This is a genomic window from Citrobacter sp. CK194 (assembly GCF_030333395.1).
Lineage (GTDB): Bacteria > Pseudomonadota > Gammaproteobacteria > Enterobacterales > Enterobacteriaceae > Citrobacter_B > Citrobacter_B koseri.
The window spans coordinates 706907-722678 of sequence record NZ_JAOWGA010000019.1 but is presented as its reverse complement, the minus strand read 5'-3'; the positions used below and the strand labels follow the sequence as shown (position 1 = coordinate 722678).

The 15772-nt window shown below is 54.6% G+C and carries 15 protein-coding genes; 6 read left to right on the top strand and 9 right to left on the bottom strand.

The genetic code is table 11. From position 1 onward, the window contains the following. Positions 1 to 12: 12 nt before the first annotated feature. Positions 13 to 201 carry a protein DsrB gene (dsrB, locus tag OGX80_RS19510; RefSeq protein WP_012131894.1) on the bottom strand — a complete coding sequence of 63 codons (189 nt, stop codon included), beginning with the start codon at positions 199 to 201 and terminating at the stop codon, positions 13 to 15. Between the two features lie 130 nt (positions 202 to 331). Between dsrB and yodD the strand changes: the two genes are divergently transcribed. Continuing rightward, a complete protein-coding gene (gene yodD, locus OGX80_RS19505; RefSeq protein ID WP_024130232.1) occupies positions 332 to 559 on the top strand; it encodes a YodD family peroxide/acid resistance protein in 228 nt (75 codons plus the stop codon). 170 nt (positions 560 to 729) lie between these two features. On the opposite strand, the gene dgcQ is transcribed toward yodD, so the two are convergent. The 3 genes from dgcQ to OGX80_RS19490 form a co-directional block, all read right to left on the bottom strand. Continuing rightward, positions 730 to 2445 carry a cellulose biosynthesis regulator diguanylate cyclase DgcQ gene (gene dgcQ / locus OGX80_RS19500; RefSeq protein ID WP_047462893.1) on the bottom strand — a complete coding sequence of 572 codons (1716 nt, stop codon included), beginning with the start codon at positions 2443 to 2445 and terminating at the stop codon, positions 730 to 732. 98 nt (positions 2446 to 2543) lie between these two features. After that, positions 2544 to 2726 (bottom strand): YodC family protein, encoded by a 183-nt coding sequence (locus OGX80_RS19495; protein WP_024130230.1) that lies wholly within the window; start codon positions 2724 to 2726, stop codon positions 2544 to 2546. A 78-nt stretch (positions 2727 to 2804) separates the two neighbouring features. After that, entirely contained in the window at positions 2805 to 3716 is a 912-nt protein-coding gene (locus tag OGX80_RS19490) for a DUF808 domain-containing protein (protein WP_049010009.1), read from the bottom strand. A 177-nt stretch (positions 3717 to 3893) separates the two neighbouring features. Here OGX80_RS19490 and yedA point away from each other — a divergent pair, with 177 nt between their 5' ends. Beyond that, entirely contained in the window at positions 3894 to 4814 is a 921-nt protein-coding gene (yedA, locus tag OGX80_RS19485) for a drug/metabolite exporter YedA (protein ID WP_012131887.1), read from the top strand. Here yedA and OGX80_RS19480 read toward each other — a convergent pair. From OGX80_RS19480 to OGX80_RS19470, 3 genes are all read right to left on the bottom strand, one after another. Further along, complete coding sequence (locus OGX80_RS19480) at positions 4803 to 5273, bottom strand: very short patch repair endonuclease (protein ID WP_071258786.1); 471 nt, start codon at positions 5271 to 5273, stop codon at positions 4803 to 4805. The two genes, yedA and OGX80_RS19480, sit on opposite strands and share 12 nt — an antisense overlap. Next, complete coding sequence (locus tag OGX80_RS19475) at positions 5254 to 6687, bottom strand: DNA cytosine methyltransferase (protein ID WP_071258789.1); 1434 nt, start codon at positions 6685 to 6687, stop codon at positions 5254 to 5256. Before OGX80_RS19475 ends, OGX80_RS19480 begins: the two co-directional genes overlap by 20 nt. 72 nt (positions 6688 to 6759) lie before the next feature. Next, entirely contained in the window at positions 6760 to 7455 is a 696-nt protein-coding gene (locus OGX80_RS19470) for a phosphohydrolase (protein ID WP_115181516.1), read from the bottom strand. Positions 7456 to 7863: 408 nt separating this feature from the next. On the opposite strand from OGX80_RS19470, the gene ompC reads away from it, so the two are divergent. Further along, positions 7864 to 9045, top strand: coding sequence for a porin OmpC (gene ompC, locus OGX80_RS19465; RefSeq protein ID WP_115181515.1), 1182 nt, complete (start codon positions 7864 to 7866; stop codon positions 9043 to 9045). Positions 9046 to 9109: 64 nt separating this feature from the next. Here the strand turns inward: ompC and OGX80_RS19460 are convergent, their stop codons facing one another. Both OGX80_RS19460 and OGX80_RS19455 read right to left on the bottom strand, forming a co-directional pair. Further along, positions 9110 to 10006 (bottom strand): siderophore-interacting protein, encoded by an 897-nt coding sequence (locus OGX80_RS19460; RefSeq protein ID WP_071258796.1) that lies wholly within the window; start codon positions 10004 to 10006, stop codon positions 9110 to 9112. Between the two features lie 15 nt (positions 10007 to 10021). Further along, positions 10022 to 11233 carry an MFS transporter gene (locus tag OGX80_RS19455; protein WP_012131880.1) on the bottom strand — a complete coding sequence of 404 codons (1212 nt, stop codon included), beginning with the start codon at positions 11231 to 11233 and terminating at the stop codon, positions 10022 to 10024. A 132-nt stretch (positions 11234 to 11365) separates the two neighbouring features. Between OGX80_RS19455 and iucA the strand changes: the two genes are divergently transcribed. The 3 genes from iucA to iucC are packed head-to-tail and all read left to right on the top strand — an operon-like array spanning position 11366 to position 15771. Further along, complete coding sequence (gene iucA, locus OGX80_RS19450) at positions 11366 to 13090, top strand: aerobactin synthase IucA (protein ID WP_142757150.1); 1725 nt, start codon at positions 11366 to 11368, stop codon at positions 13088 to 13090. Then, positions 13091 to 14038: a N(6)-hydroxylysine O-acetyltransferase IucB gene (gene iucB / locus OGX80_RS19445; protein WP_115181514.1), complete on the top strand. Its 948-nt coding sequence runs from the start codon at positions 13091 to 13093 to the stop codon at positions 14036 to 14038. Then, the gene (gene iucC / locus OGX80_RS19440) at positions 14038 to 15771 is read left to right on the top strand and encodes an NIS family aerobactin synthetase IucC (RefSeq protein WP_071258801.1); all 1734 of its coding nucleotides are present in this window, start codon (positions 14038 to 14040) and stop codon (positions 15769 to 15771) included. Before iucB ends, iucC begins: the two co-directional genes overlap by 1 nt. Position 15772 lies beyond the last annotated feature (1 nt).

The window sequence follows — 15772 nt, the reverse complement described above, 5'->3', positions numbered from 1 at the left end:
ACGAAAATCACATTACTCTGTTTTTTCCACAAAGATCCCATCCTGATGGCCTGACTCATTGAAGAACCAGATACCGAGCGGGTAGTCTTCCAGCGAAACCAGGTACATCGTACCTTCACTAAACTCTTCAACCGCCAATACCACGCCTGGCCGACGAGGGCCGCCGTCTGTTTTGACTGTTACCCGATCATTCACCTTCATCAATTATCCTCCTGTGGCTTTGTGCCAGTGTAGAACAAATTCCTTTTTCTGGCAGCGTCTGCCGCGCGTGATTGCTGGTTTTCTCAACGGTCTATACTTACAGATGCCACGGTTAAATGAGGTACTGAAGATGAAAACCGCGAAAGAGTACAGCGAAACGGCCAAGCGCGAAGTCAGCGTTGATGTTGACGCCCTGCTCGCGGCGATCAATGAAATCAGCGAGAGCGAAATTCATCGCAGCGCTGATGATCCTGAGAAAGTCAGTGTGGATGGCCGCGATTATCATACATGGCATGAATTAGCGGATGCGTTTGAACTCGATATTCATGATTTTAGCGTCACGGAAATCAATCGCTGATCTGGGGTGAAAAAAATCCCGGCTCGCAGAGCCGGGATCAAACTTGCTTATGCAAGAAGCACTTGAAAATTCGTTACACCAGAAAATCTGATGTGCGTTTTACCTTATCTGCAATTTTTTTGTATGACAAGCAAATATTTCTCGCAGAAATGATTAATACAGCTAATGGTTCAGCGTGTATCAGGCGACGGCGCGGGATGGTCGTCACGGACACAAACCTGATTGCGCCCGGCCTGTTTTGCCAGATACAACCGGCGATCCGCCAGCGACTGCAACTGTTCAAAATCGTAGTCTCCGTTCTCCTGCGCCCCGCTTACGCCCAGCGATGCACTAATGCGCAGAGTCGTGCCTTTTGCGATCAGGATTTCTTTGTCGTTCACGCGCTGGCGTATCCGCTCTGCGATCTGTGCTGCCTGCACCAGCGTCGTCCCCGGTAAGACAATACAGAACTCTTCGCCGCCTACGCGCCCGGCAAGGTCATGCGAACGTATTGTGCCGCTAATAAGCCCGGCGGCATGGGAGAGCACCCGATCTCCCGCCTGATGGCCGAAACGGTCATTGACGCTCTTAAAGTGATCCAAATCGATCTGAATAACGGAAAACGGCTGTCGCTGCTCGTGGCAGCGCTGTATCAGTACGCGCGCCCTCTCAAACAATGCGCCACGGTTATACAGCCGCGTCAAAGGATCGTGCCAGGCCTGCCATTGCAGGGAACTTTGCAGCACAAACATATTGCTGACCATCTTGCGGATAACAACCCATGAGATGAGCAACATCATCGTGAAAAGCGCCCACAGGAGACCAAGCGCAATACTGATACTGCCAAAAGCCCCCTGCACGCCTTCTCTCAGGGTATGAACACGCAAAAGCACGCCATCGAAATGATCCAGCCTTTCCCAACTGATATAGCGGCTGCCCATACGGATACCGCCATGCGTATCATGTTCGATGTCATTCGCGAGCAACGCCAGTTCAAGGTCATCAAAGGTATTAACCTGACGCTTTTCCGGCGTTGAGGTCGCCAGTAGCCTGAGCTGATAGTCGTAGAGCTGGTACTCCCCTTCGGAATCTTTTTCGACCGCATCCTCCAGGAAACGCTTCATGGATGACACCGGAATATCCATTGCCAGCACGCCATACCAGTGTCTTTCGTTATCCAGCGACAGGCTCACGGTGACTTTTTGTTGCACTTCACCGCCCGGCACCGGCGAGCTAAACCAGCGCACGCCGCGCGCTGAATTTTGTCGTTGGGATTGCCCGCTGAACCAGGGTTGGATCACATACTGGTAATAGCGGGACATAATGTCGCCGCCATTGGTTGTGGGTTCAGTTGAGACATAAAAGCCTGAACGCGAAACATACATTGTCCGCTGCGCCAGCATGGTAGAAGAATGCGCCAGCCGTAACAAATACCCCAGTTCCAGCGCGGCGCTTAACTCGTTTGCCAGCGCATCGTTATCCCGCGTGAGAAGCGTTGTACGGTTAACAAACGCGTCAGAGACGCCGTTAAGCGGTAACGTTCGCCGTCTGTCTAGCTCCAGTTGCCAGAAACTTTTGCCGCGCAGTTGCGCAAATTGCGCCACCGCATCGTGCAGGTCGGAAAAATCGAGCGGCGTGACCAGCGCTTCGTACATACCGTTGCGCAGAAACAAGAGTTTATCCACGCTGAATTGCAGCTGTCTGTCCAGCACATTAGCGACGTTTTCCAGATGGTTACGTTGACTGGCCCGGTATGCCGACTCCAGCACGACCACTTCACGCCAGGTCAGCAATGTTGAACAAATCATCACAACCAGAAAACAGATATTTACGACATGGCCTGGCCCAAAGCGTCGTGCTAACGTTCTCAGCCAGCTCCAGTTTCCTGGCGTTGTTTCATGCGGCACCTGACGGCTCCCTACTTTTATTCCTGAACTATGTGTCGCGACTCAACGGCTATTTTCTGGGGTAACAAAACGCCCGGCATTAACCGGGCGTTCCTTTATCAGACATCTTCCCGCAACCGCCTGCCATCACCGGGCATAAGTTCATTCTCGTGGAATGCTTCCCGTTTGACGCCAAAACCGTCATACCAACGGCACTCCACCATGCCGCTGGAATAACCGGTTACGATCATGCGTGGACCACCTTCTTTTGCGATAACTTCCTCACTGACAAAAAAGACCATACCTGCCTCCTGTATCCAGTGAAACTTTTTCACCTTAGACGACGATGGCCTTTTTTGCATAATCCGGCGAGGCATAAATTAGTGCGAACCACCGCGAACGTTGGCAACAGTTTTTACCAGTCCTACCACCACGCTGCCGATGATGAAACCGAGCACCAGATTAATCAACATGGGAAGCGTGAGCGCAATAAGACCATTCTGCTGCTGAGCAAAATGGTCGATCGCGTGGTGTAATGGCGCGATGCCGTGCACCACGATCCCGCCCCCCACCAGGAACATCGCGAGTGTGCCGACAATGGACAGCGCCTTCATAAGCCAGGGCGCCGTAACCAGTAGCCCTTTGCCCACCGCCTGAGCCAGTACGCTGCGTTTTTCCGCCAGCCAGTACCCCATGTCGTCCAGTTTTACGATGAGTCCCACCAGACCATAAACGCCAATCGTCACCACCAACGCGATACCGGACAACACCAGAACCTGATTGAGCAACGGCGCGTCCGCGACAATTCCCAGCGTAATCGCGACGATCTCCGCAGAAAGGATAAAGTCGGTGCGCACAGCCCCTTTCACTTTCTCCTTCTCAAACGTGAGAGGATCTTGTGCGGCGATCGCGGCCAGACGCTGCTGACGCGCCTCCGGGCTCTCTTTGTGCTTTCGGGCCTCAAGCGTGTGTAAAACTTTCTCTACGCCTTCAAAACAGAGAAAAGCGCCCCCAATCATCAACAACGGGGTAATCGCCCACGGGATAAAAGCGCTGATCAGCAGCGCCAGAGGCACCAGGATGACCTTGTTGATCAACGACCCTTTCGCCACGCTCCAGACGACCGGCAGTTCGCGGTTCGCCCGCACGCCCGTCACTTGCTGCGCGTTTAGCGACAGGTCATCACCCAATACGCCTGCCGTTTTTTTCGCGGCCAGTTTTCCCATCATCGAGATATCATCCAACAGCGTGGCGATATCATCGAGCAACGTCAGCAAACTACTTCCTGCCAAAATAAATCCCTCAATATTTTTCTTTTGAAGAGGTAAGTATGAAGTAAAAAACGTAATGCCGAAACGGGTAGCAATCGTCAACAAAAATTTAACAAAAGAGTGCAATTATAACGCTCGCCAGCGCGATAGTTTTGACGTTTACTATGTTGCACCTTTTTATTTCCGCCGTGAGGGATTATGCGTTTCAGGCAGTTACTACCACTTTTTAGCGCGCTCTTCGCGCTGTATATCATTTGGGGTTCCACGTACTTCGTTATTCGTATTGGCGTTGAGAGTTGGCCGCCGCTGATGATGGCGGGCGTCCGTTTTCTGTCTGCGGGGATTTTGTTAACAACATTCTTACTTCTTCGCGGGCATAAACTGCCCCCTTTGCGTCAATTACTCAATGCCGCGCTGATTGGCATTCTGCTGCTGGCGGTGGGGAACGGTCTGGTTACCGTAGCGGAACATCAGGATGTACCGTCCGGCATCGCCGCCGTGGTGGTCGCGACGGTCCCACTCTTCACGCTGTGCTTCAGCCATTTCTTTGGCATTAAAACGCGAAAACTGGAGTGGACAGGCATCGCCATCGGCCTGGCGGGGATCATCATGCTCAATAGCGGCGGAAATTTGAGCGGCAACCCCTGGGGCGCGCTGTTGATCCTGATTGGCTCGATGAGCTGGGCATTCGGCTCCGTGTTCGGCGCCCGCATCGCGTTGCCGACAGGCATGATGGCCGGAGCGATTGAAATGCTGGCTGCCGGTGTTGTGCTAATGTTCGCTTCCTTTATCGCCGGGGAAAAGCTGACGACGATGCCGACGCTCTCCGGCTTCATGGCGGTAGGTTATCTGGCGCTATTCGGTTCCATTATCGCCATTAACGCCTATATGTATTTGATCCGTAATGTCAGCCCGGCGCTGGCGACCAGTTACGCTTACGTCAACCCGGTAGTGGCGGTGTTACTGGGAACAGGTCTGGGGGGAGAAAGCCTTTCTTCCGTCGAGTGGCTGGCATTAGGGGTAATTGTTTTCGCTGTCGTCCTGGTGACGCTCGGGAAATATTTGTTTCCCGCCAGACCCGCGACCGCAGTGAGCGAATCGGAGAAATCACTCCAGTAAATGAATACCCTGCGTGTCGATCTGCGCGGTGGGGCCACCGCCGCAGATCCACTCCTCAAGCCGTTCCGCCAGTGCGGCGTCGCTGAGTTTCAACCGGCCACGCAAAGCACACTCCCAGACAATCAGCACACGCCAGCCAAGCTCGCGAAGCCTCAGCATGTCTCGCCGATCGCGCTCCACATTTTTACCGATTTTGTTTAGCCAGAACTCGGTACGCGTGGCGGGAACTTTGAACAGGTAGCAGTCATGATGATGCCAGAAACAGCCGTGCGTGAAGATAACGCAGCGATACTCATCCACGACAAAATCCGGGCGTCCGGGCAACGTGGCGTCCTGCACATGAAACGCCATCCCCTGCTCCTGCAACAGACCGGCAAGGCGTTTTTCTATCGCCGTATCGCGCGTGGCTATCGCCCGCATATTCTTGCTGCGCGTCGCCTTATCGTGTACGTCCGCCATGCTGGCTCTCTTTCTGGCGCAATGTAACGGCCTGTTTAATTCTCGACTCCAGCAGTTTTGCTACTGCGGCAAATGCCGGAACCACGACGGAGTTACCAAACTGACGGTAGGCCTGGGTGTCTGAAACGGGAATGCGGAACTGATATCCCTGCGGCGATTCAAATCCCATTAACCGCGCGCACTCTCTGGGCGTTAACCGGCGTGGACGGTGCTGCTGATTCACCGGATCGTCGAAATTCGCCTCTCCTGCGGCCATATCCCAGCCACGGTCAATCAGTATCTCCGCGCCATCTTTATAGTAACGCGCCGACAATGTGCGCGTTACGCTGCCGGGATTCGCAGGATAGACCATCCCATAGCCGAAACCGTTACCCCGGGCCTGATGCTTTTTCGCGTAGCGGTACAAATACTTCCACAATACCGGCGTCAGCACATATTTCGCTTCAACCGCCGGTTCAAGCAGCTCCGCCAGCGTGATGCGCTGCTGCGGATAGCGGGTGGCAATATCCCGCAGCGTAAAATCGGTTTTCAGATTAAGATCGCGGCGGAACCCCACCAGCACAATCCTCTCCCGATGCTGGGGTAAAAAATGGCGGCCATCAATAATTTTCGGGTCGTCCGGCCCGTTATCCGCAGCATCAGCGACGTCATACCCCAGTTCGTCAAGCGTTTGCATAATGATGCGAAACGTTTTTCCCTGGTCGTGGCTTTTCAGGTTTTTGACGTTTTCGAGCACAAAAATCGCCGGGCGTCGGGCGTCAATAACCCGCACGACATCGAAAAAGAGCGTCCCCTGCGTATCGCAGGCGAAACCATGCGCCCGTCCCATCGCATTTTTCTTTGATACGCCTGCCAGAGAGAATGGCTGGCAGGGAAAACCGGCCAGTAGAACATCGTGCTCCGGTATGTGCTGGCGAATATGCTCCGCCGCTTCGCTATCGCTCACGCCGTCGCGGTGGCTCAGCGTAATATCGCGAATATCTTCATTGAAATGATGCCGTTGCGGATCGCAGTAATAATTGGCTTTATAGGTGCGTACCGCGTGTTTATTCCATTCGCTGGTAAACACGCACTGCCCGCCTATCGCTTCAAAGCCACGGCGAATTCCGCCGATCCCGGCGAAGAGATCGACAAAACGAAAGGCATAATGCGGATGGTGTGCCGGAGGCGTTGGCAACAATGTCCTGAGGTGCGTATATTCGCTCTCGCTCAGACGATGCCACGCCGTTGCGTTCGCCACGACGCGTTTAAAAATAGCCGGGCTCCAGTGGTTCTCCCCAACGCCATTCAGATGCGCCACCAGCGTTTTCACATCATAGATTTCCAGCAGTTTGCCCAGCAGCGCCTGTACGGCAGCCCCGGCATTGTCCGTCATCAGATCCTGGAAACCTGTTACTGAAAGATTTTCCTGCATACATTTAACCGGCGAAATTGATATTCGACAGGTTAACACAAAATGAACGCGTTTACGTTTTGGGTATGGTCGCTACTTATCGCGGCTAAAAGCCTGAATTACCGTCTGATCCAACGAGTCGTACTCCCCTCTTAGCTCCGCGCTTAGCTTCGCCATCCAGGTCACCAGGAAGTCGGCGTTATGCTCTGCCAGCAGCTTTCCCCGCGCGGTTTGCATGGTTTGCGGCAAGGTCAGAAGTTTTGTCTGAAAATGGTCGAGGGCGAATTGCTTATCGTTAAGCGGGCGACGTTGCGCGAAGGGATCTTCAGCATCAAATAGCGAAACGCCCAGCCCGCCGGAAACGGCAAACACGCGCGCCAGACCGATTGCGCCCAGTGCTTCAAGCCGGTCGGCATCCTGCACAATCTTCGCCTCGCTGGTCATTGGCGCAATGTGGGCGCTAAAACTGTGCGCCTCAATCGCATGACTGACTGCCGCTAATTTCTCTTCAGGATACGCAGGGAAATCATTCATTAATATGCGACGAGCCGCGTCAGCGGCCAGCACGGATGAACGATGGCGATCGGGATGATTTTTCGGCAGGCTGACGATATCGTGGAAATAACACGCGGTCAGCACAATAAGCCAGTCAACATCCTCATCCGTAGACAGCTTTTGTGCCGTTCCCCAGACGCGACGAAAATGAAAAATGTCATGGGCGCTATCCTGCTCGTGGTGATTTTTGCCCAACCACGCTTCGAACTGCGATTGCCAGTAGTGTAAATCCACGCTGCCTCCTCTGAATCAGAAAGCAACATTAGCAATATTCCGCCTAGTCTTCACGCTCAATGATTACGGGAGGAGGTATCAGACAGGTTGACGAAAGCAATAAATGGAATAAAAAGAAAATCCGAACGACGTTAAAATAGCGCTAATCACGATAAAACATTCACAAAATAAATTCCAAAAACGCAAATCATAATTTATTAAAAGAAAAACATAACACAGTTAAATATAAAGCAATAAATACATATTAAATTATTTATAATCACACCCAAAGAAACAATTAGAAATATTTTAAATACATTTGTTACATGTAATATTTAAAAAAGAATGAACTTCCTGGAATAGTATTCAACAGTGATCTTCAGGATTCGATCACTTATTCATATCAATTATTATTATAGGGAATACATAATGAAAAGAAAAGTTCTGGCGATGCTTGTCCCTGCTCTATTAATTGCAGGCGCTGCAAATGCGGCTGAAGTGTATAATAAAGACGGCAATAAACTGGATCTGTACGGTAAAGTTGATGGCCTGCGTTATTTCTCTGACGATGCAGGCAGCGACGGCGACATGTCCTATGCCCGTCTGGGTTTTAAAGGCGAAACGCAAATTGCCGAGCAGTTAACCGGTTACGGTCAGTGGGAATACAACATTCAGGCCAACGGTACTGAAGGTGATAAAGGTGACGCCTGGACTCGTCTCGGCTTCGCTGGTTTAGGTTTTGGTCAAAACGGTACTTTCGATTACGGTCGTAACTACGGCGTGGTTTACGACGTAGAAGCCTGGACCGATATGCTGCCAGAATTCGGCGGCGATACTTACACTCAGACTGACGTTTATATGTTAGGCCGTACTAACGGCGTAGCAACCTACCGTAATAACGGCTTCTTTGGTCTGGTTGATGGTCTGAACTTTGCGCTCCAGTATCAGGGTAATAATGAAGGCACCGGTTTTGGTCAGGAAGGTTCCGGCAATAGCGCAGGTCGCAAGCTGGCCAAAGAAAACGGCGACGGCTTCGGTATGTCCACCTCCTACGACTTCGACTTCGGTTTAAGCCTGGGTGCGGCATACGCCAATTCCGATCGTACCGATGCTCAGGTTGCTCGTGGTTACGGTGACGGCATGAACCAGCGTAATAACTATGCTGGTGGCGATAAAGCTGAAGCCTGGACCGTTGGTGCTAAATACGACGCCTACAATGTTTATCTCGCCGCCATGTACGCTGAAACCCGTAATATGACTTACTATGGCAATGGCGACAGCGAACTTAATGGCGGTATCGCCAACAAAACGCAGAACTTTGAAGTTGTTGCACAGTATCAGTTTGATTTCGGTCTGCGCCCGTCTATTGCCTACCTGCAATCTAAAGGCAAAGACTTAGGTGGTCAGGAAGTAAGACACGGCAACTGGCGTTACACCGATAAAGATCTGGTGAAATATGTTGATGTAGGTATGACCTATTACTTCAACAAAAATATGTCCACCTATGTTGATTATAAAATCAACCTGCTGGATGAAGACGATAGCTTCTACGCAGACAACGGTATCGCAACCGATGATATCGTAGCCGTCGGTCTGGTTTACCAGTTCTAATATTCATTAGATACTGCACTAAGCCCGCATAATGGAATAATTTCATGATGCGGGCTTTTTATTATCACGCGCGCCCTTTAGACCAATATGCCATAAAGTTAATCGCTTTGTGCTCAACGCCACGCTCGCCAATTAAATGGCGGCGCAGCAGTTTGACGACGGTGGACTCTGCGGCCACCCATCCATAAAACGCCGTGCTGCTGGTCGTGGCCTTATCCCAGAGAAGCTCCCCTTCGGCTTCTTCTTTCACCGTATCCACCGTATCGGGATGGCGACTTTCGGGTACTCTGGCATGCGTTTTCACGGCCTGAATCAGGCATTCACCGTGCTTCGCCGCTGCGGGGTTACGCGGCAACCAAAAAATGTCGGCGAACTTAAACTCGCTTAAATTCGCGCAGTCGCCCTGTTCAGGAACTTCAAAGAACGCCTGAACCTGTGGCGGATTAGTCTGTCTCGCCAGCATCTCAAGGATGCCGCGCGCGGCGGGGAGCGCCGTCTCATCAGCAATGATTAACGCATTCCGCAGTCCCTGGGGAGGCGTCCATTCATAGCCGCCGCTGTCTTCAGCATACGCCGCGTCAGGCGCCACCATCTGAATGGCGTCGCCGGGTCTGGCGTTAATCGCCCATGCCGAAGCCGGTCCTTCTGTACCATGATTGATAAATTCCACGGTGACCTCCTGGCGAGCAGGATCGACATGTCGCAGCGTATAGGTACGGATAACCGGGCGCTTCTCTTTTGGCATCCCCAGTACAAGCTGATACCAGTGCCCTTCGGCAGGCAACGACGGCGGCGTCCCGTCTTCAGACGGAAACAACATCTTAATGCGCTGATCCGGCGAGTCGCATTTCATCTGCGCCACCTCCTGCCCGCTGAAAACCAGGCTCAGCAGCGAAGGGGAAACCTCCGTCTTACGCGCCAGTTGAACGTTGAACAGGCGGTAGCCCTGAACTCCAGCCATAACTTTTCCTTACGCTTAAATCGCGGAATGACGTGAACGGTAGCGGCTGCGCCAGATAAAGCCAGACACCACGGTAAATAACACAGCGACGAAAAAAGCCGCCACAATCAGCGCCGCTGCGGCGCCGGTTTTTGACACCAGCGGCACCAGCAATGCGCAAAGCCCATAGCCAAGCGTGTGGCTGGTCGCGATCCAGCCCGCGCCCGCGCCGTCTGTCAGCTTATCATTCAGTAAAAGCTGATAAGCGGGTGTTGCCAGAGCAGCCCCAAACGACAGCACCGCACAGCCGAGGTAAAACAACCATAGCTGTTCGGCGAGCATTATCGCCAGGCCACAAATCATCAGCGCTCCGGCACTCAAAAGCAGCGCCATCGGCGTCAGGCGCTGCGGGCGGAGCACCCCGAACTGTGCGATAAGCGCGGCGACTGCGGCCAGCCCCAACAGCCACGCCACCTGATGGCTAATAGCGGCGGTATCCGTGGCGAACTGGCGAGTAAGGGCGGGCGAAAGACCAAGCTGCATCATGCTCACCGCCGCAGCTAATAACAGCGCGCAAAGCAGATAAGGCAGGCAATCCAGCCTCAGACTGGCGCTCTTGCGCTCCGCTGCGGGCTGCGGTGGCGTGCCAGGCAACCGCAGCAGCATCACCAGCGCCAGCAATGGCGCTGCCATCAGCAGCCCCATCGGCGCCAGAGGGTGAATTGCCAGCATCGCCGCCGCGCACAACGGCCCGAATAGTCTGCCGCAGCTCAAGCCGGAGCTAATGGTTGCCAGAGCGACCATGCGATTCCCTTCCCCCGCTCTCTGCAATGCCCAAACCTGACAGGCTGGCACCATCGCCGACACGGTAAGCCCGTAGGCGATCCGCGCGATGATTAATATTCCCAGCCCCACCGCTGTTGTTACGGCGCCGGTCGCCATCAGCATGCTTCCCAGCCCAAGCAGAGTAAAGCTTGCGCCGTATCCCCCCAGTGCCCACAGCACCACAGGCTTACTGCCCACACGGGCAATTTGCTTTCCCCACCACGGGGAAGACGGCAGGAACAGCATTGAGCCAAGCATCAGCAAAGCCGCCCAAATCGACAGGCTCAGGTTTGTCTGAATCACCAGTACAGGGATCGCGACCAGCAGGCCGTTTTGCCCGACACCGAGTAACCCCGCGCTGAACGCAAGCGGCCAGCAGGACAATGGTTTTTGCGGCGTTTCCGCGCTCTCAAGAGACGTCACGATGTTGCAATTCCATGTATTAATTGTGTTTATTTGTAAAATTAATTTTACCGATTCTAACAATTGTTATTGATAATGAGAAACCTTATCGGCAAAATTCGCATTATCATAACGAGTGGGATCTGTTTGATTATGACTTTGCCAACTAAAACGTCAGCCCTGGATGTGGCTGCGCAGTGCTTCCTGAATTCCCTGGTTCGTGAAACCAAAGACTGGCGGCTGACGGAATACCAGCCAACCGAATTGATCATCCCGCTGGGCGAACAGCAGGCGCTCCATTTCAGAGTGGCTTATTTTTCCCCAACCCAGCATCACCGCTTTGAATTTCCGGCGCGTCTGGTCACGGCATCCGGCAGTCACCCCGTCGATTTCGCCACCCTCTCCCGGCTTATTGTTGATAAGCTCCAGCACCAACTCTTGCTGCCCGCGACCAGTTGCGAAACCTTCCACCAGCGCGTGATGGAAAGCCACGCCCATACGCAGCAGGCGATTGATGCCCGCCATGACTGGGCAGCCCTGCGTGAAAAAGCGTTGAACTTTGGCGAGGCGGAGCAAGCCCTGCTGGTCGGGCACGCCTTCCACCCGGCGCCTAAGTCTCATGAACCGTTTAACCAGCAGGAGGCCGAACGCTACCTGCCGGACTTCGCGCCCCACTTCCCGCTGCGGTGGTTTGCGGTGGACAAAACGCAGATCGCCGGTGAAAGCCTGCATCTCAACCTGCAACAGCGGTTGACGCGATTTGCCGCAGAGAATGCGCCGCAGTTACTCAACGAATTAAGCGACAATCAATGGCTATTCCCGCTGCACCCGTGGCAGGGGGAGTCTCTGTTGCAGCAGGAGTGGTGCCAGGAGCTTGTCGCTAAAGGGCTGATTAAAGATTTAGGCGAAGCCGGCGCGCCGTGGCTACCGACCACCTCTTCCCGCTCGCTCTACTGCGCCACCAGCCGCGACATGATCAAATTCTCCCTGAGCGTGCGCCTGACCAACTCCGTCCGTACCCTGTCAGTGAAAGAAGTGAAGCGTGGAATGCGCCTGGCGCGCCTGGCGCAAACCGACGACTGGCAGACGCTACAGGCTCGCTTCCCGACTTTCCGGGTGATGCAGGAAGACGGCTGGGCCGGGCTGCGCGATCTCCACGGCAACATCATGCAGGAAAGCCTGTTTGCCCTGCGTGAAAACCTGCTGGTGGATCAGCCGCAAAGCCAGACTAACGTACTGGTCTCCCTGACCCAGGCCGCACCGGATGGCGGTGATTCGCTGCTGGTTGCGGCGGTAAAACGCCTGAGCGATCGCCTCGGCATCACTGCGCAACAGGCCGCCCACGCATGGGTCGATGCTTACTGTCAGCAGGTGCTGAAGCCGCTGTTTACGGCTGAAGCGGATTACGGCCTGGTGCTGCTGGCGCATCAGCAAAATATTCTGGTTCAGATGCTTGGGGATCTGCCGGTCGGGCTTATCTACCGTGACTGCCAGGGCAGCGCGTTTATGCCTCACGCGGCAGGCTGGCTCGACACCATTGGCGAAGCGCAGGCGGAAAACGTCTTCACCCGTGAGCAGTTACTGCGCTACTTCCCTTATTACCTGCTGGTTAACTCCACTTTTGCCGTGACCGCCGCGCTGGGCGCCGCCGGGCTGGACAGTGAAGCGAATCTGATGGCTCGCGTACGAACGTTGCTGGCTGAAGTGCGTGATCAGGTGACTCATAAAACCTGTCTCAACTACGTGCTGGAAAATCCGTACTGGAACGTAAAAGGTAACTTTTTCTGTTATCTGAACGACCACAACGAGAACACCATCGTCGATCCCTCGGTGATCTACTTCGATTTCGCCAACCCGCTGCTGGCTCAGGAGGGCTAAATGTCTAAGGCAAATATCGTTCACAGCGGATATGGACTGCGCTGTGAAAAACTCGACAAGCCTCTGAATCTTAGCTGGGGGCTGGACAATAGCGCGGTGCTGCGCTGGCCGGGGCCGCTGCCGACAGGGTGGCTGCGCGACGCGCTGGATCAGATATTTATCGCCGCACCGCAACTTTCAGCGGTGGTTCTCCCCTGGGCCGAATGGCGTGAGGAGCCACAGGCGCTGACGCTTTTCGGGCAGGTAAAAAGCGACATCATCCATCGCGCCGCCTTCTGGCAGTTACCGCTATGGCTGAGTTCTCCGGCAAACCGGGCCTCCGGCGAAATGGTTTTTGATGCAGAGCGTGAGATTTATTTCCCGCAGCGCCCGCCCCGTCCGCAGGGCGAGGTTTATCGCCGTTACGATCCACGCGTTCGCAAGACGCTGAGTTTCCGCGTTGCCGATCCCGTTCTTGATGCAGAACGTTTCACCCGCTGGATGAACGATCCGCGCGTTGAGTATTTCTGGGAGCAAAGCGGCTCGCTGGAGGTACAGACCGCCTATCTGGAGCGCCAGCTCACCGGTAAACATGCGTTCCCGCTGATCGGCTGCTTCGACGATCGGCCGTTTAGCTATTTCGAAATCTACTGGGCGGCGGAAGACCGCATTGGCCGCCACTATTCATGGCAACCCTTTGACCGTGGCCTGCATCTGCTGGTTGGTGAACAGCAATGGCGCGGAGCCCACTACGTGCAAAGCTGGCTGCGCGGGCTGACGCATTACCTGCTGCTGGATGAGTCCCGCACGCAGCGCACCGTACTTGAGCCACGCGCCGATAACCAGCGCCTGTTCCGCCACCTTGAGCCTGCGGGATACCGGACAATTAAAGAGTTCGACTTCCCACACAAGCGCTCGCGCATGGTGATGGCGGATCGCCATAACTTCTTCACGGAGGTCGGTCTGTAATGAATCACAAGGATTGGGATTTTGTTAACCGCCAGCTGGTGGCAAAAATGCTGGCCGAGCTGGAGTATGAGCAGGTTTTCCACGCGGAATCTCAGGGCGATGGCCGCTACTGCATTAACCTGCCGGGTGCGCAATGGCGCTTCAGCGCTGAACGCGGCATCTGGGGCTGGCTGTGGATTGATGCTCAAACGCTGCGCTGCGCGGACGAGCCCGTTCTGGCGCAAACGCTACTGATGCAGCTAAAGCCGGTGCTGTCGATGAGCGATGCCACCGTTGCTGAGCATATGCAGGATTTGTATGCCACGCTGCTGGGCGACCTGCAACTGCTGAAGGCACGGCGCGGGCTGAGCGCCAGTGACCTGATTGATCTTGATGCCGACCGCCTGCAATGCCTGCTAAGCGGCCATCCTAAATTCGCTTTTAATAAAGGACGTCGGGGCTGGGGCAAAGAGGCGCTGGAGCGATATGCGCCAGAGTACGCCAACACCTTCAGACTGCACTGGCTGGCGGTAAAACGTGAGCATATGGTCTGGCGCTGCGACAGCGAGCTGGATATTCAGCAGTTGTTGACGGCCGCGATGGACCCGCAGGAGTTTGCCCGCTTCAATCAGGTCTGGCAGGAAAACGGGCTGGATAACGACTGGCTGCCACTGCCGGTACATCCGTGGCAGTGGCAGCAAAAAATCGCCCTCGACTTCATCGCCGATCTTGCCGAAGGCAGGATGGTTTCGCTCGGCGAGTTTGGCGACTTGTGGCTCGCGCAGCAGTCGCTGCGCACCCTGACCAACGCCAGTCGCCAGGGCGGGCTGGATATCAAGCTGCCGCTAACCATCTACAACACCTCCTGCTATCGGGGGATTCCGGGCAAATACATCGCTGCCGGGCCGCTGGCCTCACGCTGGCTGCAACAGGTTTTTGCGACCGACGCCACGCTTAAGCAAAGCGGCGCGGTGATCCTCGGTGAACCGGCGGCGGGCTATGTGTCCCATGAAGGCTATGCCGCGCTTGCCCAGGCACCCTACCGCTACCAGGAGATGCTCGGCGTTATCTGGCGTGAGAATCCGTGTCGCTGGCTGAAGCCGGACGAAAGTCCGATTCTGATGGCGACACTGATGGAGTGCGATGAAAACAATCAGCCGCTGATAGGCGCATATATCGACCGCTCCGGGCTGGACGCTGAAACCTGGCTTACGCAGCTGTTCCGGGTGGTAGTGGTTCCGCTGTATCACCTGCTTTGCCGCTACGGCGTTGCGCTTATCGCCCACGGACAAAATATAACGCTTGCCATGAAAGAGGGCGTACCGCAGCGCGTGCTGTTGAAAGATTTCCAGGGCGATATGCGGCTGGTGAAAGATGCGTTCCCGGAGATGGACTCCCTGCCTCAGGAGGTGCGTGACGTCACCGCTCGCCTGAGCGCCGACTACTTAATTCATGATTTGCAGACCGGCCACTTCGTGACGGTTCTGCGCTTTGTTTCGCCGCTGATGGCTCGCCTTGGCGTACCGGAGAGGCGTTTTTATCAACTGCTGGCAGCAGTGTTGAGTGATTACATGCAGGAACATCCACAAATGTCAGCGCGCTTTGCGCTTTTCTCACTCTTCAAGCCACAAATTATTCGCGTAGTGCTGAACCCGGTAAAACTGACCTGGCCCGACCAGGATGGCGGCAGCCGCATGTTGCCGAATTACCTTGAGGATCTGCAAAACCCGCTGTGGCTGGCAACCAGGGACTGAA